This window comes from Flectobacillus longus (assembly GCF_030056705.1).
In the GTDB taxonomy this organism is placed as follows: Bacteria; Bacteroidota; Bacteroidia; order Cytophagales; family Spirosomataceae; genus Flectobacillus; species Flectobacillus longus.
The window spans coordinates 1-24265 of record NZ_JASHIC010000040.1 but is presented as its reverse complement, the minus strand read 5'-3'; the positions used below and the strand labels follow the sequence as shown (position 1 = coordinate 24265).

The 24265-nt window shown below is 36.8% G+C and carries 18 protein-coding genes; 4 read left to right on the top strand and 14 right to left on the bottom strand.

Annotation, left to right across the window (positions count from 1 at the left end; all coding sequences use genetic code 11):
• Positions 1-188: 188 nt before the first annotated feature.
• The 11 genes from QM491_RS23780 to QM491_RS23730 all read right to left on the bottom strand — a co-directional run bounded on the left by QM491_RS23780 (position 189) and on the right by QM491_RS23730 (position 16654).
• Positions 189-884 carry a LytR/AlgR family response regulator transcription factor gene (locus QM491_RS23780; protein WP_283330049.1) on the bottom strand — a complete coding sequence of 232 codons (696 nt, stop codon included), beginning with the start codon at positions 882-884 and terminating at the stop codon, positions 189-191.
• Positions 885-886: 2 nt separating this feature from the next.
• Entirely contained in the window at positions 887-2464 is a 1578-nt protein-coding gene (locus QM491_RS23775) for a sensor histidine kinase (RefSeq protein ID WP_283330048.1), read from the bottom strand.
• 633 nt (positions 2465-3097) lie between these two features.
• The gene (locus QM491_RS23770; protein WP_283330047.1) at positions 3098-4612 is read right to left on the bottom strand and encodes a DUF7133 domain-containing protein; all 1515 of its coding nucleotides are present in this window, start codon (positions 4610-4612) and stop codon (positions 3098-3100) included.
• Positions 4613-4625: 13 nt separating this feature from the next.
• Entirely contained in the window at positions 4626-5741 is a 1116-nt protein-coding gene (locus tag QM491_RS23765) for a plastocyanin/azurin family copper-binding protein (protein ID WP_283330046.1), read from the bottom strand.
• A 157-nt stretch (positions 5742-5898) separates the two neighbouring features.
• The gene (locus QM491_RS23760) at positions 5899-7008 is read right to left on the bottom strand and encodes a DUF2891 domain-containing protein (protein WP_283330045.1); all 1110 of its coding nucleotides are present in this window, start codon (positions 7006-7008) and stop codon (positions 5899-5901) included.
• A gap of 238 nt (positions 7009-7246) precedes the next feature.
• Positions 7247-8434, bottom strand: coding sequence for a helix-turn-helix domain-containing protein (locus tag QM491_RS23755; RefSeq protein WP_283330044.1), 1188 nt, complete (start codon positions 8432-8434; stop codon positions 7247-7249).
• Between the two features lie 533 nt (positions 8435-8967).
• Complete coding sequence (locus QM491_RS23750) at positions 8968-10608, bottom strand: sodium/sugar symporter (protein WP_283330043.1); 1641 nt, start codon at positions 10606-10608, stop codon at positions 8968-8970.
• A 199-nt stretch (positions 10609-10807) separates the two neighbouring features.
• Complete coding sequence (locus tag QM491_RS23745) at positions 10808-12088, bottom strand: Xaa-Pro dipeptidase (RefSeq protein WP_283330042.1); 1281 nt, start codon at positions 12086-12088, stop codon at positions 10808-10810.
• Between the two features lie 200 nt (positions 12089-12288).
• Positions 12289-13614 (bottom strand): TolC family protein, encoded by a 1326-nt coding sequence (locus tag QM491_RS23740; RefSeq protein WP_283330041.1) that lies wholly within the window; start codon positions 13612-13614, stop codon positions 12289-12291.
• Between the two features lie 108 nt (positions 13615-13722).
• A complete protein-coding gene (locus tag QM491_RS23735; protein WP_283330040.1) occupies positions 13723-15303 on the bottom strand; it encodes a DHA2 family efflux MFS transporter permease subunit in 1581 nt (526 codons plus the stop codon).
• 313 nt (positions 15304-15616) lie between these two features.
• Complete coding sequence (locus tag QM491_RS23730; protein ID WP_283330039.1) at positions 15617-16654, bottom strand: HlyD family secretion protein; 1038 nt, start codon at positions 16652-16654, stop codon at positions 15617-15619.
• 431 nt (positions 16655-17085) lie between these two features.
• Here QM491_RS23730 and QM491_RS23725 point away from each other — a divergent pair, with 431 nt between their 5' ends.
• Positions 17086-17610, top strand: a complete 525-nt coding sequence (locus QM491_RS23725) for a MarR family winged helix-turn-helix transcriptional regulator (protein WP_283330038.1) — start codon at positions 17086-17088, stop codon at positions 17608-17610.
• Positions 17611-17789: 179 nt separating this feature from the next.
• Positions 17790-18254, top strand: coding sequence for a c-type cytochrome (locus QM491_RS23720; protein WP_283330037.1), 465 nt, complete (start codon positions 17790-17792; stop codon positions 18252-18254).
• 209 nt (positions 18255-18463) lie between these two features.
• On the opposite strand, the gene QM491_RS23715 is transcribed toward QM491_RS23720, so the two are convergent.
• Both QM491_RS23715 and QM491_RS23710 read right to left on the bottom strand, forming a co-directional pair.
• A complete protein-coding gene (locus tag QM491_RS23715; RefSeq protein WP_283330035.1) occupies positions 18464-19555 on the bottom strand; it encodes a complex I subunit 1/NuoH family protein in 1092 nt (363 codons plus the stop codon).
• Positions 19556-19631: 76 nt separating this feature from the next.
• The gene (locus tag QM491_RS23710; RefSeq protein WP_283330033.1) at positions 19632-20804 is read right to left on the bottom strand and encodes a trans-sulfuration enzyme family protein; all 1173 of its coding nucleotides are present in this window, start codon (positions 20802-20804) and stop codon (positions 19632-19634) included.
• A 395-nt stretch (positions 20805-21199) separates the two neighbouring features.
• Here QM491_RS23710 and QM491_RS23705 point away from each other — a divergent pair, with 395 nt between their 5' ends.
• Positions 21200-22480: a metal-dependent hydrolase family protein gene (locus QM491_RS23705; protein WP_283330031.1), complete on the top strand. Its 1281-nt coding sequence runs from the start codon at positions 21200-21202 to the stop codon at positions 22478-22480.
• A 129-nt stretch (positions 22481-22609) separates the two neighbouring features.
• On the opposite strand, the gene QM491_RS23700 is transcribed toward QM491_RS23705, so the two are convergent.
• Positions 22610-23197, bottom strand: a complete 588-nt coding sequence (locus QM491_RS23700; RefSeq protein ID WP_283330030.1) for a DUF4202 domain-containing protein — start codon at positions 23195-23197, stop codon at positions 22610-22612.
• Positions 23198-23356: 159 nt separating this feature from the next.
• Here QM491_RS23700 and QM491_RS23695 point away from each other — a divergent pair, with 159 nt between their 5' ends.
• Positions 23357-24133 carry a PspA/IM30 family protein gene (locus QM491_RS23695; protein WP_283330028.1) on the top strand — a complete coding sequence of 259 codons (777 nt, stop codon included), beginning with the start codon at positions 23357-23359 and terminating at the stop codon, positions 24131-24133.
• The last annotated feature ends 132 nt before the right edge of the window (positions 24134-24265 follow it).

Below are 24265 nucleotides of genomic sequence, written 5' to 3'. Positions count from 1 at the left end.
TTGAAAAGTTTAAATATTTTTAGGTTTGTTTCTAATTTGTTTTGATTGAAAATAAGAAGAATAAAGAGGTTTATTTAAGCGTAATGAACGTTTAGTATAAAAGGGCTTTTACTAAAACTTTGGCAATAAATAACCTTACACTGAACTTGAGATTCAGATAATTAAAATCACTATCAAATTGGAATGCTTTACCTCAACTTCGCCTTGGCTTCAGCCCATGCCTCCTCGTAACTGGCACCAATGGCAATTTCTTTGGATTTGATTTCTACAGCGTTTTTGGCGATTTTTTCTATTTTATCGAGCGCAATCAAATACGAACGATGTATGCGGAGGAATAAGTTTGTGGGTAATAATTCCGACATTTCGTTGAGGGTCATTCTTACAACCAACCTTCTTTCGGTCAAAATCACATTGAGATAATTTCCTTCGGCTTCGATATAATGGATTTCCTCCAGAAAAACCTTTTCTTCTTGATAGCCCGTCTTCAGAAATATGGATTCGGGAGCTGTTTTAGCAGATTTCTGAATGACTTCACTAGCTTTGTTACAAGCTTTCAAGAATCTTGGAAAAGAAAAGGGCTTCAAAAGGTAATCCAACGCATCTACTTCAAAGCCCTGAACGGCGTACTCGGAATAGGCAGTGGTAAATACCACAAAAGGTTTAGAGGTTAAACTAGAAAGCAGTTCCAAGCCCGTAATATCAGGCATTCGTATATCCAAAAAAATCAAATCCACCTGATTGGTTCGCAAATAATCTAAAGCTTCAAAGGCGTTGGTAAACATCGCTTTTAGTTCTAAAAACGGTACTTTTTCTGCATGAATTTGAATAACCTCTAGGGCTTTGGGTTCGTCGTCGATGGCGATAGCTTGGATAGCTTGGTTCATGCTTATTGGGTTTGGAATGGTAAATAATTGATTTGCAAAGAAACAAAATATTCATGCGAGTTCGACTGAATATCTAACCTATGGCGATTAGGATAAATCATTTGTAAGCGTTTTTTCAAATTATCCAGCCCAATACCTGAAGCCTTTTCAGTGTCTAAGCCTTGTCGCACATGCATCGAATTATGCACTTTGCAATACAAATAGGTATCATCAAAAGTAATCGTAATATATATCCATGAGGGGGTTCTGAGGCTTACTCCATGCTTGAAAGCATTTTCGACTAAGGGATTAATCAACATAGGCGCTATCCAAATTTCTTTTTCTTGGGGCTGGATAATCACTTTTATATCAATCGAAAAATTTTGATCGAGACGAAGTTTTTGTAAACTAATATAGTTTTCGAGGTATTCTATTTCTTTGACTAATGAAATCTTATCTTGGTTGTTGTCATGCAACATAAACCGCATCATATCACCCAGTTTTTGAATTCCTGTTGAAGTATCCTCCGCCTTTTCACGTAATGCTACAGCATATAAAGTATTCAGGGCATTAAACAAAAAGTGAGGATTGACCTGAGCTTTCAACGAAGCTAGCTCAGTCGATTTATGGACAATCTGGTTGGTAAGGGTGGTTCTGGTATAATCAATATACGAACGAATTACCGCAGAGATATACCCCATTACAGCGGATAAAGTCAATACTTCTTCAAAATCAAAGATATCGCGAGGAATATGTTTATAAACAACGGCATAAGTCACAAAGCAAAACACCATATAGGCAAATCCACCAAATATGAACACCAAAACTCCCTTTGCAGTCTTAATTGAGTGTGGAATCAGCACAAAAGGAAACAATCCATAATATACTAAGCCATGAAACAACAAAGCTCCAAAGGTAATAGAAGCCCAAATTGCAGGTTGTGGAGGGTGAATCACTACATTGCCTATAGAACCAACTGACACCCAGAATATTCCTGTTAGCACCCAAATGGCCGCTACACATACATAAGCACCAACATTGGCTTGGTCGGTTTTTTCAATGGCTTTCTTTTCTAAATGATACACCAATAACATCCCTAACTCGTAGGCTAGTAAAACAAAACAAGCATTGAGAAAACTATTGAAAACAAACCATTTTCGATAGATTGATTCGGTTGAAAAACCCGAAACATGCTCTAATTCTTCTTTCTCTATACGCCAGTTAAGTTTAAAAAAATGGTATGACCAAACACTCAGGAAGGTAAGCAATAATACGCCAGCCAACATTAAAACGACTGTTGTATTCAACTCTTTTTTCACAATTTTAGGAACTGTAAAAAAATGTAATAATGTCCAGGCACCAAAAAAAAGTACAGCTGCCATAATAGTTGGCAAGTTGATGTACTTAATGGTATCGTAATCACGAACAGCATCCCAAAAAGAATTGTAGTCCATCACTACATATTCGTAAGATTGTACTTTACCTATTTCATTATCAAAATATTTTATGACTCTCGAAAGGTGTACAACATTGTATAGTACCGTAAATAGTAGTGCCAATGACCACTCTGTAATGCGTAATTTTTTCTGGATAGGATTCATGGTTTAGCCGTTTTTTCTTCAAACTTATATAATCTCCCCCAAGCAATGCTATGAATGGGATGAAACTTGGCAAAAATGGGGTAAAATGCACCATTTAGTGCTTTGCTAAAAGGATTAGCTGATTATATCACTGTAGTTGGAGACTATTTACATCAAAATAACTTCTTGTAAAATACTTTATTTGACTACACTAATAAACTCTCCTGCATAATTATTTAAGGTTTTTAAGTTTACAAAAAATAGTCTTCCCTGTTCATATTTTAACTAAAAAATATATTCGAACCTAATTAGGTCAAATAAATACCTTATATCGATTATATCGCTCTTTCTGTACATATAGAAGACATAGTAATTACTTTAGTCATTTTCTCTACTTTTGAGACTAGCGAAAGGAAGGAAAAATGTAGACAGCAGAAATTCGTCAATAAACGCATTTTTTATTCTTTAAAACAAATAAAAATGAAGCTCGCAAAGCTGACTAAATTTGGTGTACAAATTTTGTAGTCAGTTTCACGAGCTTCACGTTTCGATTCTAGCTTTATTTACCAAACCTTAAAAGCTTGAAGAGCAATAATTTAAACTTTTTTCAAAGGGTACTACAACATTATTTAATCGTAAATAATACTGCTTTTTTTATTTAAGTTGGTTCAGTGAATAACAAACCAAACTATTGAATACTCTTTTGGTCTTATTAGCATTAATTATTTCCCCTAGACGCATTTCGTAGACATATCCTGCTTTCATATCGTCTAATACCACATGTACCTTTGTTTTATCATCCGATAGAGAAATACTTTTTACTCCTATTTCTTTTACATCAAATTGCTTCGAACCATAGGCTTGGTGGTATTCATAATAAAAGCGTTTAAACTTAAAATTGGCTACATTTTGTGCACTTTCGGCATCGAGTGGCATCGAGAAGGTCAAATCAAAACCATCCTTTGTCAGGTTCATTGCCATAAGGTCTAAGTGTTTTTCCCCCTTCCATTTAATCCTTTGAATACCCCTAGCTCCTACCCAGCCATGGTCGTTTTGACCTACCCACAAAGCACCATCTGGGGCAAATGCTAAACGATTATTACCAATGCGCATCTTGGATCCTACGTTCAAAGGAGTACACGCTCCTTGCATTTTACCATTCACTTCCTCTAGTAGTAGTCGAATCATATACTTATGATCCATGTCACCAATGAGCATTTGTCCCCCAAATTGACCAAATTTTCCATTGGTATTGTCCAATACAGGTTGGGTTGGAGAGTTGGCAAAATAACCATGCGGGAATTGTACTATTTCTTTAGTACGCATACTGTCTAATTGTGCTACAGGGAGAGATATAGGTACAACTCTAGGGAAATCCTTCTTCCAAATGAGCCCAGCAGGATGCCCATAAAACTTACCTTCTTCTACATGAAATAGCTTACTAGTGCCCAACCAATCGCCTTGATTGTCTGACACTAACAATCTACCTTGTGCATCAAATCCAAGTCCATTCGGCGAACGGAAACCAACCGCATAAGGATGTAATTTCCCCTGCTTATCCAATCGCATAATCCAACCACGATAATCCACACAAGCATACATACGTCCTGGTCTAGACAGTGAATCGTAAGTTCCACGAATTTCAGGACGAATACCTGCGCCATTCGAAGCCAGATTGAGTGCAAAAAACAAATTTCCTTGTTTGTCCTTGACAGGACCAAAAGCAAACTCATGGTAATTGCCAGATAAGCCAAAATCATCGGTTACTTTCTGGTATAAATCCGCTTCGCCATCTCCATCAGTATCTTTAATTCTGGTTAATTCAGGTCTTTGCATGACCAAAATCTCGTTATTGCTTACCACCAATAAACCCAAAGGGTCGTGTAAGCCCTCGGCAAAGCGTTTCCATATGCGAGTTTTAGGATTGTAAATCATAATCTCTCCACGGTGGAAACCCGCCACAAAACGCCCATCCGGCAAGAATCCAATAGAGCCAGTTTCGGCAATCAACCCATCTGGTAGAGGAATATCTTCAACTTCATAATACATCGCCGCAGAATCCTTGGGCATTGATGTGTTTTGTGCAATGCCAGAAATATTTCCCAAGCTCATCAACAGACCAACCCCAGCATATTTCCATAGCTTTTGCTTCAACTCTTTCCTTTTCATGAAATAGGGCATTTTAGTTTCGTTTGATGATAATACTAAAGGTTTTAACTGTCTTTGGAATAGCCATAACCCCATTTTTAAGTTGACCATTTTTTGCTGTATAACTCACTGATTTTTGTTCTGGAAGATTAAAAAAAATGGTTTGTGTTCTTTCTCCCAACATAAATACCCTTGTGATTGTCTGAGCACTTTCGTTCCATTCTAGCGTTTCAGCTACCTTTATGCCATCAAAGGTGTACTCAAAGGTGGGTAAACGTTTTTTGAGTTTGTAGCCTTTGAAATCCACCTTCGAAACCATTTTTTTTGTACCAATGGTAAAAGGAAATTGCTTTTCACGCCAATAAATTTCTCCTTCCACTTTTGTAAGCTTACTTCCATTACCTTTCCATTGATCGGCATTGTCTACAAATCCTCCTGTCCAGATGTAACGCAGATAGCATTTGCCCGCATCCCAACAATAGGATTCGGTTGGTGTTAATGCCACTGCTATTGCCGCTGGACTAGCCTCTGGCATAAACGTTCGATATACCATTGGAAACTCAATGGGGTACGGATGAGGAGAGCTAGGCATTCCGTGTCCATGATGAGCGTGTTCGTTGCCTGTACCTGCACGCTGCGATTCAGGAATATTGGTATCCTTTTCGAAAGGTGGAATATAAGATTGACCCACATAAATGACCCCAAACATCACATAACCATGTCCCGGATAGGTACATACATAAGGATATTGCCCAGCTTTGTCAAGCACAAATGAAATAGTTTCCATGTTACCTGGCTCTACGATTTTTGTACTGGCTATCACCAATGGCGAACTTGGAACATAATTCATTTTGGCGCCACGTTCAGCTAATTTAGCGGCCTCTTCCACCACTTTTAAACGAGAACTAGGTTTGGCCAACACAAAATTATGCGCCATATCATCATGATTGTCTAATATAAGCGTAACACGAGTATTAGGCTTTAGGACCAATCGTGGTGTATCAAACTGCAAACCGCCAAGTACTTTTATGGTGATAGTAGTATCTGACAATGCTTGAGCTTCGGACATTGTTGGAACACTTGCCAAAAGTATCATTCCAGAAAGCACATTTTTGAATTGGCAAAATGCTTGTTTCAATTTGGGATTCATTGAATACTTTGTTTTTATTAAGAAAAACGGGTAAAAACGTTTATTGAAAAGACCAAGTTGTTGTTACTAACTTCCTGTGCCTAGTTCAATAAAGACAGTAATCTGTAAAATTTACCTACATTTAACTATTAGAATTTCTATATAAAATCTCTAAATCTTACTGATTCAAAGCATACATGGTAAAAGAGCCTAGCCAGTGGTCTCCTCCATAATTACCATTGGCAATATTTGGTAAGGTTTTTTGTAAGAACATAACCGCAGTTTCTTGAAATTGTTTTTTGCGAGGGTCAGTAGAAGGTAACTGTTTGGCAATTCCTTGTAAACACCAAGCTTTGCTCAAAGACAATCCATCTAAATGGACAATCGAATAATCAGAACGATCACTGACGATTGGCAACTGTAATACATTTTTCAATCCTTCAGCGGTATAAAATTGATTAAACCAAAGACTAAATTCTTTATTAGGCAATACTCTTCGCATCAAATCTGCAATTTCTAAACTTGGAGACAGAAAGTCTGTACCATCTGGCTCAAGAATGGCTGCAACGGCCTTATTTTTCAAATAATAATCCTTACTACGTTGTACTAGCAACCTCTCAAATTCTGTATTTTTCGTAGCTCTCGCCCAATCCAAGGCAAATACCATCCCGAAGGCTGTATTTGGATGCACGCCCGTACGATTAGGATAAGTTTGCTTTGGTAAATAGTCTTTCCAACGCTGTACGATGATCTGAGTCAATGGTTGTAAATTCTTGTGCCACTTTTTAGCCAAAGGGCTATCCCAAGCCAGTAACTCTTCATCTAGTTTTAGTAACCAAGCCCAACCGTATGTTCTTTCAAAACCCTTTGCAAGTTTATATTTTGTAAAATAATCTGCTTCAGTTTGTAAGTTTTCTGGAAGAAAACTATGCTCTAATACTTTCACAATCTGAGCCGTTTCAGGCAAATCTGGGTACGATTTTAAGATTTTTACTAACATCCAATGTCCGTGTACAGACGAATGCCAATCCAAACAACCATAAAAAGAGGGATGTAATTGCTTAGGGCTCAAAGCAACTTCGCCTGAAGTTTCAATTGTATGATTGGGTTTATTCGGAAATTCGGTCTCGATACAATGTAAAGGCAATTGTGCTAAGAAAGAAACACCAGCTTGTGTGAAGTCAATCTTTTTACCATCTTTTGACACATTAATGTATGAGTTTTGCTGAGCAAAACCAGACAAACTGCCTGAAAGCAACAATCCAAGTAATAGTTTTTTAGTGTTCATTATAAAAAGTTTTAGAAATGCTAGAAGTGTTTTTTACAAAAATGACGAAGAATACAATGTTATTTATCTTGTTTTGGGTTGTTATTGCCCTTATCTCTAAATTGTGAAAACAGGGAAGAATTCCATTAACAAGTACACGGAAAAGCTCATTTTTAGGAACAAGCTAATATAAATAAAGGTCAAGACATTGTAGTATTACTACGTCCTGACCTTCAAATAATAATTTTTCAGAAATAGATTACTGATTGGAGATTGCCATCTTGATATTTTTTTGAAATTCAGAAGGTGTTAATCCCGTATGTTTTTTAAATACGGTAAAAAATGTACTTTTCGCATTAAAACCACAGTCTTTCGAGATTCCTTCAATACTATAATTTTGATATTCATCATCACTCAAACGACGTTTTACTTCCTCTACCCTAAGCGAGTTGATGTAATCACTAAAGTTCATTCCATAATGCACACGCATCATATTAGAAATTTGATATGCGGGCAAATTAGTTTCATAAGCTACATCATTCAAGGAATATTTGGCTCTTAAATAAGGCTTGTGGAGATTAATATATGTTTCAAAATTATTGATAACTTCTGGTTCAATTTCAACAGGCTCAAGCACATGAGGCTCACTTTCATTAACCGAATAATCAAATACTTCTTCATAAACTGACCACATTTTACCTATTTCACGGCGATTAATCCAAATAAAGCCACATAGTGTATAAAACAAGACATTGTGAATAATAATGACTTGCGTAAAAATTCCTTTAAAAGCCGAAACTCCTAAATTGTTTAGAATAACTCCAAAATACGCAATCTTAAGAATAAACAGAACTGTTACCATTACTGCCACAAAAATACTCCATTTGAAATGTCCAAGAGGTGTATTGGGATTCTGTTTAAATCTCTGTGCAATTATTCTCCAAATCAATAGCCCATATACCATAAACAGCACTCCTAGCAGAAAATCACGTACATCATTTCCTAATAACCCTTCATGACCCACAAATAAATTTGCTGGATTTTCTTGTATTGATTTCAAAATATTTACTTTTTCCTTAAATGGGAGTAAATAATAAGGAAGTAACTCAATAAAAATAAGAACGACAGGTATTCCATGCGTTAAATCATTAAACCTTAGTTTTAGCGTCGGGTCATTAATTTGTCGTACATACAAGTAAGTTAATGATGGCAAAATAAAATAGACTGGCATGGCTATTCTGAAAATAGCTGCCTGAAATTCGGTAGATAAAGGACCATAGAGAATGGTATTGGCTAGTCCATTGACTGACCAAATGAAGAAAATTGCCCCTAGTATATTTTTTCCTTGGTGTGTAAATTTTATTATTACCCAATATCCTAAAAGGCATCCAATCAAAAATGAAAATAATCCTAATCCAAAAACAAACGTTTCGAACAGATGATCCATGTGAACTAAAAAGGTTTAAAAGTAAGGTTTGGCAATACAATTTGCTATTCTGAGGTAGAATTATTAGCTATTGTAAACCCTAAAAGGATACTTTATGATTTAAAGATACCACAAAAGTTAAAAATATTTGTGGATGTTCAAAATTATTGGGGCGATTCTGTGATTTCTTGACAAAAGTGAATAAAACAAAAAAGTTTGAAGATAACATGATCTTCAAACTTTAAACTTTACATCCTTACTTTATATTTATCTTTAACCTAGAACACTAAATAATTATTTTGACAGGCTCTAAGTGTTATTACCTAATTTAAAAAAACAACTTAATAATTATCAGATCTAGAACAACGTTTCATAAGATTATTAAAACATCTAAATATGCTATCAGTTATTTTTTGATGAACAAATTTACGTGTAAGAAGTATTAGAACCCTAAAAAAAGGCTTCAAAAAGGTTCAGAATATTAAATTCTGAACCTTTTTGAAGCCTTTTTCAGCACAAATTGCTATTTTTTCTTAGTTTACAACCACTTCATGCTACCAAAAGGCTGTATAAAGAGCAACTAAGATTCCAGAAATCAGAATTGATGACACTACGAAAGATTGGCTAACTCTAAACATTTCTGATTCAATTTCGAGTCCTTGTGGATTATTTTTACTAGTTGGATCAGTCAATGTCACCAGAATCATCAGTCCGACTAAGAGTAGAAATACCCATAGAGTTCTGTCCAAAAATGGCATAGGTTCAACAGTCAAACCCAAGAGCATTTCGGCTAACGCTGGTATTGACTTAAAAGCAACCGATAATGGCAACGCTAAGAATGCTGCAACAATAGCTGCCTTTGATGTAGTTCTTTTCCAAAATAAACCCAAGAAAAACAGAGCAAAAGCACCAGGAGTGATGTAGTTGGAATATTCTTGAATAAATTGATATGCTTGCTCTAATCTACGTAATTGAGGAGTGATACAAAGTGCAATCAAAAACGATACTAATACTGCCAAACGACCTACTTTCACAGTTCTGTCTTCGGAGGCGTCTTTATTATAGAATTTTTTATAAATATCTAAACTGAAAATAGTAGCAATACTATTACATTTTCCTGCCAAAGATGCTACAATAGCGGCAGTTAAAGCAGCAAAAGCTAGGCCTTTCATGCCATTAGGTAAAAGATTCATCAAGGTTGGATAAGCATGGTCTGGCTTTACTTGACCGCTTACATCTAGCATTTCTTGCTGAAATTCACCATTTTGAAACAAAACATAAGCGGCAATACCAGGTATTACAACAATAAGTGGCATTAATAACTTCATAAAAGCAGCAAAAATGATACCTCCACGAGCGGTGTTGAGATCTGCCCCTAATGTACGTTGGATTATATACTGGTTACAACCCCAATAGTTAAAATTGTTAATCCACATCCCACCAATCAAGATTGATAGTCCCGGTAATTCATAATAATGTGGATCTCCTTTAGAAAAAATCATGTGAAAATGACTATCTGCCTGTTTGTGCAAGATACCAAGCGCATCGACGACCCCATTGCCATTGAATTTTTCTGATACTAAATTCAAAGCTAGATAAGTAGTAGCCAAACCTCCTAACACCAATACAACTACCTGAATTACATCTGTATAACCAATCACCTTCATTCCTCCAAGGGTGATAAAGACAGCAAATACAGCAAGACCAAACATACAATAGTAGAATGGAATTCCGGAGATGGTTTCAACTGCCAAAGCTCCTAAGTACAAGATTGATGTTAAATTGACAAAAACATAAAGTAATAGCCAAAAAACAGCCATTATAGTAGCAACTGTGTCATTGTATCTTGTTGAAAGAAATTGGGGCATAGTATAAATCTTATTTTTCAGATAAACTGGAATAAAAAATATTGCCACCAAAATTAACGTCGCAGCCGACATCCATTCATAAGACGAAATTGCAAGCCCAATCGCAAAACCTGAGCCTGACATTCCAATAAAATGTTCTGCTGAAATGTTTGATGCAATCAAGGAAGCGCCTATTGCCCACCAAGTTAGGGAGCCTTCAGCAAGAAAAAAATCTTTGGTTTTGGAAGATGTACCTTGTTTTTTTTTGAAAACCCAAATACCGTAGCTAATTACTACAATAAAATAGACAAAAAATACTAAATAGTCTGCTGTTTGCAGTTGATTCATAGTTGTTATAGTTAATTGGGGATTAAAGATAGAATTATTCTTATGTAAAATAGGAAATTTTACACTATTCTCCAATTAAAGACAACAAGTACCCTCTTATAATCAAAAATGTGTCACTCTTTTGATAAAATTTATCTCAGAATAACACATTTTATTTATAATCAATTAATTTAAAAGCAATTACACAACTTTATCTCAACTATTTTTGTAGATATACTTTTCCATCTTTCATTACAAATTTCACTTTCTTTTCTAAAACAGTAATATCCTGTTCTGGATTTCCTTCTACAGCAACGATGTCTGCCCATTTTCCTTGAGTGATTGAACCTAGTTTGCTCTTCACTCCTATCAAGTCTGCTGCGTTAATTGTGGCAGCTTGAATCGCTTGAGCTGGCGACAAACCAAATTTTACCATATAAAAAAACTGTTTTCCGTTATTACCATGTGGATACACCCCAGCGTCGGTTCCATAGGCTATCTTCACGCCTGCTTTGGCAGCCTTTTGAAAACTTTCTCTTTGAGTTTTACCAACTATTCTTTCTTTTTCAATGAGTTTTTCAGGATAACCCAATTTGGCAAATTCTGAGAGAATATAATCGTCGTTATAAATATCAGCTACTAAATAAGTACCTTTTTGTTTCATTAATTCAATGGCTTCTTCATCCAAGAAACTTCCATGCTCGATGGATGCTACTCCTGCCTTAATCGCCATTTTGATACCTGTGGTTCCATGTGCATGTGCCGCTACTTTTTTATCCCACATAGCTGCCTCTGTAACTAGGGCATTCATTTCTTCTTGTGAATATTGTGGTGCTCCAACCGACTCCTCTTCTGACAATACACCAGCTGTAGCGGTAAATTTTATTAAATCAGCTCCATATTTGATGTTATATCGTACTTGCTTACGAATTTCATCGATGCCATCAGCAACACCAGAAATAGCTTTAAATGAAAGATAAGGCGAAAAACCACTAATATCCGCATGTCCACCAGTTGAGCCAATGATAGGTCCAGAAACAAACAGCCTTGGACCAGCGATATGTCCCGCATTGATAGAACGCTTCAGTGCCACATCAATCAATTCAGGTGCACCCACATCACGACAAGTGGTAAAACCTGCTTCGAGGGTCTTTTTGGCAAAAATATGAGCTTCAACAGCATAATCAATTGGCGATTTGCGAAACAAATCCTCCATATAATTGTCTGGCTGCGAGGTAATATGCGTATGACAATCGATAAAGCCTGGCAATACTGTAGCTTTTGATAAGTCAATTACCTTGGCTTGTGCTGGATATTTGAGGTTTGAACCTACAGCTTGAATGATATTTCCTTTAATTATGATTGTTTGATTTTCGAGAAAATCACCTTTCTCACTATCAAACATACGACCTGCCTTTATAACAATTAATGAATCTGATGTCTGAGCAAAAACAGCTCCATGTAATAAAAGACCTACTAAAAGCGTCCAGATTTTTTTCATAATAGAATATGTTGATGAAAATTGATTTTAGCAAAGGTAAGTATTATTTGGCTATCGGTTAGCGGCTATTAGCATTTGGCAAAAGTAGGTTCAAAACTCTTACTTATAATGAAGTAACAATAATTTTAGGAAAACTCTTAAAACAAAAAAACTCCAATCCCGCAAAAGCAGCATTGGAGTTAACAACAGAGATTGTTTTTCTACCAAAATTTTAAACCTGACAAGCGGCTCACTTCAAGTTTCGCCTGTGTCATCATGTATTGATATTGTAATTGGGTCAATTGAGCTTCGCGTAATGCGGTTTGCGCTGCTTCAATTTCTACATTAGTAATTACACCGTTTTTGTAGCGACTTTCAGCTAATTTCAAGGCATATTGCGCTTGAAATACATTCTTTTCTGAAAGGTCTAGTTTGCTTTTGGCAATATTATAATCGTTTTCTGCAACATCCAAATCACGTTTCAGCGCTTGATTAGTAGCCTCAGAAGAATATTTCAACATCTCTTTACTCAATTTCGCCATTTCTGTCGAATAAGCCCCACGACCTCCTGCATAAATAGGAATAGTCATTTTTAAGCCTAAAACAGTATTGAATTTAAAGTCTTGATCTACTGGAGGTATTTCACCATTGATACGTGGCAAATAACCATTTTTAATACCGAATTGACCAACGGCTGAAACGGTTGGAGCCATACTCAATTGAGCAATTTTCACGTCCTTGTCAGCAATCAAATCCTTTTCTTTTATATTTTGCAAATCAACATTATTTGTTTGTGCTTGTTCAAACGCTGCGGCAACGGTCAAATCAGCCCAAGATGCCGAAAAATCTGCATCAGTCGGAACCATTACGCGTGCATCTGCTCCAATCAACGAACTCAAATAAATCAACTGACGGTCAAGTTGTCCTTGTAAGTCAGTCAATCTAGTTTCAGCATTTTTATAACGAACCTGAATTGATACTCTATCATAATCCAAAGCATCGCCTTGTTTCAAACGGTCTGAAATTAGTTTTTCGTTATTAGCAACTAATTTCAACTGCTCTTTTTGAACTTCAATTGCTTTCTGTAGATATACAATCCCGTAGTACAAATTAGCTACTTGATAAGCATAATTTTGTTTCAAACCTTCTACATTATTTTTAGAGAGGTTGGTTTCTAACTTTGCTTTTTCAATTGCTAATGCTTGCTTACCCCAATCGGCAATCGTATAATTGGCACCAACATTGGCATTATAGTTCATATTCGGCTGAAAACGCAGCTCTGTTGAGGTTGAACCAAAGGCGAAACTTGCCTTGGCAACTGGGTCAACACGAGTTACACTTAATTCAGATTGAACTTGTGGTTTTAATGCTGCTTCTTGAATTTTTGTTTTATAATCTCCAATCGAAACTAATTGTTGTTGTTCTCTTATTCTTGGAGAATAGTCAATAGCAGCCTTCACCAACCGACCCAAAGCGTCCGTATTTTTATCTTGTGCAAAGGTCATCTGAGCACAAAGGATAAGTCCGAAAACTGTTAATTTTTTCATTATCTTCTTTAAAATTATGTCTGTTAAAATAGAGGTTGAGGAATTGGGTTGTAAGACATCATTTGTGTTATTGTCAACAGATGCTTATTCCCCGTGACCTTATGCCTGTTAATGACTATCAGCAGCGGCTTTTGCAGCGGCTGCAATTTCTTCTTTAGTTTTCTTTTTCGTCCTTAATAATAACAGCAAAGGAAAAATCGCAATGAAAAATAAAGAAACAACTCTGTAAGTATCTAAATAAGCGAGATAATATGCTTGTTTGGCAACCAAACCTTCGAGTTGGGCGTAAGCCATCTTGGTCGCTCCAAAATAATCACCCGTTTTTGAAGCAAAATTGGCAATACTTCCATTAAGACGTTGCACAAATAAGGGATTATCCATTGACATATTTGCCATCAAGTCTGAACGGTGTTGCGCTGCGGCATTGGTAACGTAGTTGTTTGCTAAAGCGATACCAAAGGCTCCTCCCAGCTGACGAATCATGTTAGTAAGAGCAATACCCGCAGGATATTCTCGTTGTTGCAAACCTGCTACCGCTTGGTTGATCAATGGCATTTGAAGCATAGCTACCCCTAGCACACGACATACTTGCATTGGAAAGAAATCCCATTTACCCATTTCGGGTGTGGCAGTACCACTATAGAATCCAAAGAAGACAAATATGAGTATCCCGATTGCCATATAAGGAAGCGGAGAATCGCCAGCCGCCATACGTCGTCCAATGATTGGAAATAATATTACACCAAGCATGGTCGGTGCAATGAGAGACAAGCCTGTTTCGAGTGGTGTAAATCCATTGATACGCTGTACCATTACTGGATATACAAAAACTGAAGTAAACAAACCCAAGCCTGCGACAAAGGTAAATATGGTAGAAAGACCAAAAACTTTGTATCTAAATATCTTCAGGTCGACAACAGGATGTTCGGTGGTTAATTCTCGCCAAACAAATCCAACTAAGCCAATTGCTGCCGTCAAACACAAGATTACGATAGTTCTTGATTCAAACCAGTCGTCTGATTCTCCTTTTTCTAGTACATATTGTAAAGACCCAATACCCAAAGTCAGTAAGAAAATCCCAGGATAATCAATTACAATTTGACTTTTCTTCTGTCCTTCTCCTTCTTTTCTTTCTATGTAGAGAATCGTCAAAATCGTAGCAGCAATACATATTGGAATATTTACGAAAAATATATCTTGCCATGTAAAATGTTCAACGATATATCCACCCAATGCTGGACCTAAAGTTGGTCCAAGGATAATACCCATCCCGAAAATACCTGATGCTATAGGTCTATCTTTAGGTTCGAAGGCATCAAACAAAATTGCTTGTGAGGTAGATAGCAAGGCTCCTCCCCCTACACCTTGAATAAATCTCCAAAATACTAATTCCCAAAGTCCATGAGAAGCTCCACAGAAATAGGAAGAGACACCAAATAATAGAATAGAACCTAAGTAATATGTTTTTCGTCCGAAGTAATCTCCTAAAAATCCCGTCATTGGGATAATGATTACGTTAGCGATGGCGTAAGAAGTTACTACCCAAGCTACGTCCTCGATTGTAGCACCCAGCGAACCAGCCATCTGGTTGAGGGCTACGTTAACAATTGTGGTATCCAAAAGCTCCATCACCGCTGCCGAGATGGTGGTTATCACAATCATTGCTCTTGCTAATCCTTTAGCCGCCATAGTTAAAAATTATTTTAGTTTCGAAACTAAAGCTGAGTAATTCAAGAAGTGTTGGATATGTCTCCAATCAGTCCCTTATCATTGGTAGTCAATATCTACGTGAGGCATTGTTACACTTGATATCAAATGGCTGAAGAATTACAATTATGAATTGTGAGTCTAATCTAGATTCAACAATTGACAACCGCGCAATCCCTTGCTTATTTCTTCACCTCAATTTGTCTTTAGATAAGCAAAACCCTAAATCGTGATTACTCACAAAACTTACCTAAGCCTCCACTTCTTATAACCAATTACCCAGCTTTATCTCGAATTATTTTACAGGTACAGAAACTTCCAAAGAAAGACCTGCACGTAAAATATCTTTGTTTTTAGCAATATCTTCAATTTCGATTTTCACAGGAACTCTTTGAGTTACTTTTACGAAGTTACCTGAAGCGTTATCTGGTGGTAACAAAGATGCTTTAGCACCTGTTGACTCAGCAATTGAAATGATTTTTCCTTTTAATGGACGGTTTGGATACGCATCCAATACCAATTCTGTTTCATCACCTATTTTCAAACGAGAAATTTGATTCTCTTTAAAGTTAGCGACTACCCAAAATTGTTGGTCTTGAACTACAGTCATCAACGTTTGACCAGCTTGAATAAACTGACCAGCCTCTACTGTTTTCTTACCGATACGTCCTTCAGATGGAGCGTACACTTTTGCATAAGAAAGTTTTAGTTCTTGCTGTGCAATTTTTACTTTTTTGACAGCCAAAGTAGCTTCAGCTTTGTGCAAAGAAGCTGTCAAAATTCCCATTTTAGATTTGTTAGAAGCAATATCTTGTACCGCAGCATTATACTGAGCCACTAACACATCGTAGTTTGAACGAGAATCTTCAGCTTGTTTTTTGGTAATTGCATTGTCAGCTACCAAAGCATTGTCACGATCCGCATCACGTTTTGCTTTGTCACGACGAATCGCTGTTGCTTTCAAGTTAGCATCCATCGCAACAAGACTCATTTTCAAGTTTTGGATGTTTGCTTTTGCATTTTCTACGTCTGTTTCAGCTTGAAGTAAATCTGCTTTTAATTCTTCGAGTGCCAATTTTCCCTCTTCTGAATCGATTTCAATCAAGAGTTGATCTTTTTTTACCACATCATAATCTTTCACAGAAATCGATTTTACATAACCTGATGTACGAGGTAATACAGGTACAAAATAAGACTCAATCTGAGCATTATCTGTATCTTCATGCGTCTGAGAATAATGATATTCTTTATATCCCAAAAATCCACCGACAGCCACTACTGTTAATAGAATTAACTTTGGCAATTGCTTTTTCATTGAACTCTGATTTTCCATAATTTTTATAAACTTAAATAATCATTGTATTTGGTCTACTCGCTGTTTGCTTATAGAATCAATTCGTACAGATGGCCCATCGAACTAATCTTTTTTACTGCTTCTTCAAATGGTAAGAGATGAATATGTATAAGAAAAATTCAATTTGTGTGTGAATTGATGATACAAAGGTAAACTAAGTTTACTAAATTAGTCAAGTAAGTTGACAAATATTTTTTCATTTATTAACTTTGTATCAGATTCAACGAAAAAACAGTCAAAATTTCCTTGGATTATTCATCTTTTTGGTAAAAGATACTTAAAACTACTTCTGTAATTGTCTATAACAATTTGTAATTTTGAGCTTCTAAGCCCCAAGATGAGATAAAATAATTTGTACCACAGAATAACCGACGTATTGTTTTAGTACAAAACAATACTCCGAAGCAGTTATGACAGAAGATGATATAATAAAACTCAAACAGTTCCGCGATAGTAAAAATCGCTTAATGGGACGTCTCCTAAATCGCTCATATCGATATATGTCCACATTGGCCGTAAAATTTTTAAATGAGCGTGGCTATAATAACTTCCGTGTTGGCCAAATAGTGGCCCTAGTCAATATTGATGTCGAAGGAACTAGCGTCAACAAAATTGCCCAAAAAGCAAGTATGACCAAACAAGGTATGAGCAAACTTATCAAGGAATTGGTAGACGAAGGTTATGTTTATACTGAAAAAGACCCTAGCGATGCTCGTGCTCTTATTGTGAAGCTTACAGATTTGGGCGTACGCTGTATCCTAGATTGGAAAGCTTGTACTGAATACATCGATCAAAATTTTGAGGAAGTTATTGGAGCTGAAAAATTGGATATTTTGAAAGATATATTGAAAACCCTAGTAGATAAATACGAGCAACTAATAGAAATTGGTGAGGTAACTTGTGAGCCTATTCCCTTGGGATTTATCAAGAAATAAATATCAGTTTTTAAGCCAATTTATATCATTGATGAAAATGAGCTGAATCCTGAAATTGCATACTAAACAATCGAATTTAGCATAAAAATAAGGCAATTATTAAAAAGTCTATACCCGAATTGGGATATTATCTTTAATTTTGCACTGCTATTTTCCTCCAAGGCATTAAAAACAATATTATGGAAAACAAAATTTTTAACACTCTACGTGTAGTAAACACCCTTTTGATTGTAGTAGTAGTTTGCTTTATTTTTACCTTATTGGCATTTGTAATCATGCCTAGCCAAGCAGAAACTGCGGCAGCTGGGACTACTTCAGGAGCAGTCGCTGTAGCTGCGGCTCCAGCAGCACTTTCTGCGGAAGCGACAAAAGGTAAAGAAGTTTTTACAAACAACTGCGCCTCTTGCCATGCTTCAACTGATGAGGTTGTAGTAGGTCCAGGATTGAAAGGAATCGAATCTCGTAGAGATGCGGCTTGGGTTGAGAAATGGGTACAAAATCCACAAAAAGTGTTGGCTGGCGGTGACAAATACGCAAACGACCTTTTCAAGAAATTTAATGGTACTCAAATGACGGCTTTCCCTAATTTAGGCACTGAGGACATCAAAAACATTTTGGCATTCTTAAAAGAAAGTAACCCTTAAGATAACCTGTATCTTTACAAACATGATTCATCATTAATTGAGTAAATTGAGATTGAATGAGTAATTATTCTTTGAATCCAAGTTTTCTCAGTCTAAAGTTGATTCATCAAGCATTTTGGCATCAAAAAAAGTGGTCGAAAACAATTTTCGACCACTTTTTTTGATAAATATCTAGAGCATAAGCCTAGATTTTATTTGGATAAACTTTGCTAAATCATCAACATTCTCCAAATGGCAGATAAAAATACTGCTAAAATAGAAAATGGCGTTAGTACTTTCCAAGTCAAATACATCAATTGGTCAACACGCAAGCGAGGGAATGTCCATCGTACCCACATTTGTACAAAAATGAGCATATACGCTTTTGCCAACAACCATACAAATCCCCAAATTGCGCCAGACCACGAGCCTGGTTCTCCAGAAGTCCAATTAGCTAGTTTTACGGAACCAATATTCGGAAAAGGTGAATTCCATCCTCCTAAAAACAAAATAACGCCTAAGACGCTTACCAATAGCATCATGCCATATTCTGAAAGGAATATCAATGCCCAGCGCATTCCTGAATATTCGGTATGAAAACCACCAACTAATTCTGATTCAGCTTCGGGTAAGTCAAAAGGTGCACGGTTACATTCTGCCAAAGAGGCGATAAAGAAAATGATAAATACGCCTAAAAAGAATGGAACTCTGAAAATATTCCAAGTCAAAAACCCTCCCACTTGCGTTACGTCAATTCCTAAAGACTTTAGCCCAAAAAGATAATTATCATGACCTGAAAAAATACCTTGTTGAGTACTGATTTCTTGTAGATTTAAGGTTTGAGAAACCATCACGACACACAAAACTGACAAGCCTAATGGAATTTCGTAAGAAACGATTTGTGCTACAGAACGCATCGCCCCTAACAATGAGTATTTGTTGTTCGACGACCAGCCAGCCATCAAAACTCCAATTATATCTATAGAGACAATAGCCAACAAATAAAATACGCCAATTTGTGCTTGCGAGCCTTGCAAGTACTCACCTGGACCAAGCGGAATTACAGCAAATCCTGCAAAAATTGCCACAAAAATCATACAAGGCGCTGCCAAAAACAGCCACTTATCTGCTAATTTGGGAACAATATCTTCTTTTAACAAAAGTTTGACCAAGTCAGCAATCAATTGAAGTGAACCGTATTTTCCTACAACCATAGGTCCCAAACGGTCTTGCATAAAGGCGGAGACTTTTCGTTCGGTATATACGCCAATCACAACATTTGCCAATACTAAGCTCAAACAAATCAGTAATGCAACGAACATATCTTATGTTATTTAATATTTCGTCGTTGAGAAAAAGAGCATTTGCTTCAAATCACTCTTTCTCTCAAAAACATTATTATTCAGCAATTGCTTTTTCCAAAGCTTGTTGGAAATCTGCAATTAGGTCATCAATCGCCTCTAAACCAACTGCAATACGTACCAAACCATCGGTAATGCCTACCTCTGCACGTTGTTCTGCACTTAATTTTGAGTGTGTCGTCGAAGCTGGGTGTGTGATAATCGTACGAGTATCTCCCAAGTTTGGAGAAATAGAAGCAATTTTCAAGTGTTTTGACATTTTGTTTACCACCTCAAATCCACCTTTTACATCCATCGTCATGATGGCTCCACCCATTTTCATTTGTTTCTTCGCTAATTCATATTGCGGGTGCGAAGTCAAGAATGGATATTTTACTGAATTAAGCGCATCGTTTCCTTCTAAAGCAGAAGCCAATTTATAGGCGTTTTCAGAGTGTTTCTCCATACGAAGATGAATCAACTCTAAGCTTTTCGACAAAATCCAAGCATTGAATGGCGACATAGATGGACCTGTATGACGTGCAAAGAAACGAATTTCTTTAATCAGGTCGGCACGACCACAAACTACTCCTCCTAAAACACGACCTTGTCCGTCGATATATTTTGTAGCCGAGTGAATTACTAAATCTGCACCCCAATCAGCTGGTGTTTGAATGACTGGTGTCGCAAAACAATTGTCAACAGCCAAAATCAAATTATGCTTTGCTTTTAATTGAGCAATTGCCTCAAGGTCAATTAAATCCAAACCAGGGTTTGAAGGGCTTTCACAAAACAAAAATTTGGTATTAGGTTGAATCGCATTTTCCCACTCTTCAATATTATGTCCATCTACATAGGTACATGTAATCCCCCATTTAGTAGTGATTTTACTCAAAATCTGAATAGCAGAACCAAACAAAGCTTTTGATGCCACTACGTGGTCGCCCTGCTGTAATAATGCTGCCATTGCTGCAAAGTTGGCCGCCATACCCGAAGCAAAAGCAAGTCCATCTTCTGTGTTTTCGAGCATACACATTTTCTCTACGAACTCATCCACGTTGGGGTTCATATAACGAGAGTAAATGTTTCCTTCCATTTCTTCTGCAAAAATGGCTCTTCCTTGCTCAACATCTTCAAAAGTAAAACTTGAAGTAAGGTACAATGGCACTGAATGTTCACGATTGTGTGAGCGTTCTGCCTGAATTCTGATGGCTTTAGTTTGTTTCTTCATCTTGGCCCTCCATTTTCTACCAAAATCATCGATGAGTTTTGGTGATTTGATTTCGTTTTTGATTAACAAAGGTTTTTTCAAACCTACGCTGTACGTATAATTCGAAAGCGATTTTCCTCTTTGTTTTTTCAGTTATACACCACAATACTCGACAAAATCAATATACTAAATTGGGTATTTCTTGAAAACAAAAGAATCTGACCTCTAAGTTACGCCCAAAAGCTCGAATGGCGAGGAAAAATCATCTCTTTTTCAAAAAGAAGCGACATTTTTCGATTTTATAAATCTGAATTCTTATTTTTAGGAAGTGGTATCATAAATATTGTTTTTGTGATTGATTTATTAAAATCCCACTTTTCACCGCCATTTTGGCTAAACTACCTTTATTAACAAACATGAAAAAAACGCTACAGACCATCGCTGCTATTGCGATTTTCAGTACGGCTTCACTTGCCCAACGCACACTTCTTCACTGTGGTACATTTATCGATGTCACCAAAGGCAATACCCAAAGTCAGGTGACAGTAATAGTTGAAGGCAAAAGAGTCACAGGAGTACAAACAGGCTATCTGGCTCCTAAAGGTACCGACAAAGTCATTGATTTGAAGTCAAAAACTGTTATGCCTGGCCTAACAGATATGCACGTACATATTGAAGGCGAAACCAGTAAAGACCAATTGGTAAAGCGCTACCAATTTAATCAAGCTGATGTAGCTTTTGAGGCAGCTCGTAATGCCAAGACTACTTTAATGGCTGGCTTTACTTCAGTTCGTGATTTGGGAGGCTCGGGCGTCAATATTGCTCTTCGCAATGCTATCAGTAAAGGTATTGCTGTTGGCCCTCGTATTTATACAGCTGGTAGAACAATTGCAACTACAGGAGGACATGGCGATCCAACCAATGCTTTGAGCGAAAACTACACACCAGATCCACACATGGTTACAGGAGTTATCAATGGTGCTGAGGAGGCACGTCAGGCAGTTCGTCAGCGTTACAAAGATGGTTCAGATTGTATCAAAATCACTGCAACAGGTGGTGTTTTGAGTATTGCTAAAAATGGAAAAGCACCACAATTCCAAGATGATGAGTTAGAAGCAATTATCAAAACAGCTAAAGACTATGGATTTCATGTGGCAGCACACGCACACGGTGCTGAAGGTATCAAGCGTGCAGCCAAAGCAGGCGTAACAACGATCGAGCATGGTACTTTTATGGATGACGAAGCCATTGATATCATGAAACAAAAAGGTACTTACTTGGTGGCGACAATCTTGGCTGGCAAAACTGTCGCCGATTCGGCTAAAGTCCCTGGTTATTATCATCCTTTGGTAGTTCCAAAAGCTTTGGAAACAGGACCACTTATTCAGAATATGTTCGGAAAAGCTTACAAAGCAGGTGTGAAAATTGCTTTTGGTACAGACTCAGGTGTTTCGTTGCATGGATTAAATGCTTATGAATTCCAATATATGGTAGAAGCAGGTATGCCAGCAATCGAAGCTATTCAAGCTGCTACGGTAACTCCTGCCAAAATTTTAGGTGTTGAAAAAGATCTTGGATCTATTGAAGCAGGTAAATTTGCCGATATTATTGCTACTGATGGCAACCCTTTACAAGACATTAGCCAAATGCGTAAAGTAAGCTTCGTCATGAAAGATGGTGTAGTTTATAAGCAATAGGCTTTATGGCGTTTATTAAGATAGAGTTTGCTATTCTGCTTTGAACAATTTTCCAATAGGGTGCAACTTCAATCGTATCCTATTGGAAAATTTGACTTTTTAGCATATAGAATGACTCATATTTTTCTCTTACCCCAATCGCTCCAGCGCTTTTTGAATCAAAGCTAATCCTTTTTCGCTGTAAGACAATTGTAAAGCAAAGCGATGTCCATGAGCATCCATTTTCAATAATGATTTTCTGATAATCTCAACCATTTTTTCATCGTCATGTTTTTGAAAAAATGATTCGTACTGAAACTCCAAGAATACTAAACAAAGAGCGTTCTCAATCGTTTGAACATCTGCATCCTGTTTGATTTTTTGCTTGGTAATGATTTGCTTTACTCTTTCAATTACAGGTTCTTCATACCCAACCTCTTCCAGAATTTTAGCGGCAGTTTCGGCATGAAATTTTCCTAAATCCTTTCTCCAAGTCAAATATCCTACTTTTCCCTCAGGATAAGTATTGCGAGGAATACTCCAACGTCCGATATGTTGACTTCTCGAAGCTAATTGTAGTTCTTCGCTTGCTTGTGGATCTAGTTTCAAAACCCAATCTGAACATTTCAATGCCATAAAATATTCTTGAGGGTAGATTTCTCCATTCCACTCAAATGAATTGGGATCTTGTTTGTTATAATCATCGAACTTTTCGAAAGCTAGTCTAATTTTTTCCATATATATTAGTAGAGTGTTTGATACCTGTTCATTTATTTTTGATTCCATCCAAAGCTACAGCACATCATCCATACTAGCAACCAATCATCCCGATTTTGCTTGCTAGTTCGGGGTAAAACCTTCTAAATTTCGAACAAATAAACCAAAACATGATTTAAAATGTGGTCTGATTTACTACAAATCCTATTTAACCATGAAAAAAAGTCCTCCACCGACCCTAACCCACAAGACCCAAACGTTTTGTTGGCGCTGGCCGAAAAAGAACTCATTAAAGCGATTGCTGATGCAGAACAAGTAAAACGCGTTGCCCAAAATAATTATCATAGTTTACTCGCCAAAGCTGAGGAACTACAAGGACAAGCCAATCAATTGTATCAGGCAGCACAAAAATCGTTACAAACTAGCAATGAGGAACAGGCTCAACAATGGTTACGCAAAAAATCACTGGTTGACGAACGTATTGGCGAATACAAAGTTTTGTTGGATCAAGCCCAACAATTGCTTCATCAACTCGAAGCCCAACATCAGGATTTACAATTTCGCCTAGAGTCTACACGACTCAAAGGTCAGATGTTGATTGCCAAAGTTGAAGCCGCCAAGACTCAAAAGCTAGTAGATGGTGTACAAAATTCGGAGAATTCTTCTGCATACGAACAAATTTCAGCTTTGGAACAACAGTTTCAAATCAAGGAAGATGAACGAAATATGCGAGAGGAATTACAGCAAAATGATACTATTATCAAAAAAGCATTTGAAGAAATTGCTTTTCAGCAAAGTATCGAAAAAGACTGGGAAAAACTCAAATCTGAAAAAGACTTGAAATTAAACGATAAACAAGCTAAAAAAATAGAAGACTTTTTTAGTAAAACCAAGGATACGCCAACCGAAAAACCTCAAAGCGATAAACAGAAAAAAATTGACGATTTCTTCAAGTAGACAAGATTTTATACATTAAACTTTATCACGGTTTATTATTTATTGTTCTGAAAGTAACTCTAAGATTATGTAATCCAACAGCAATATCCATGATTCGATCTAGGATTTGACTGGTTCTTAGGCGTATTTTCT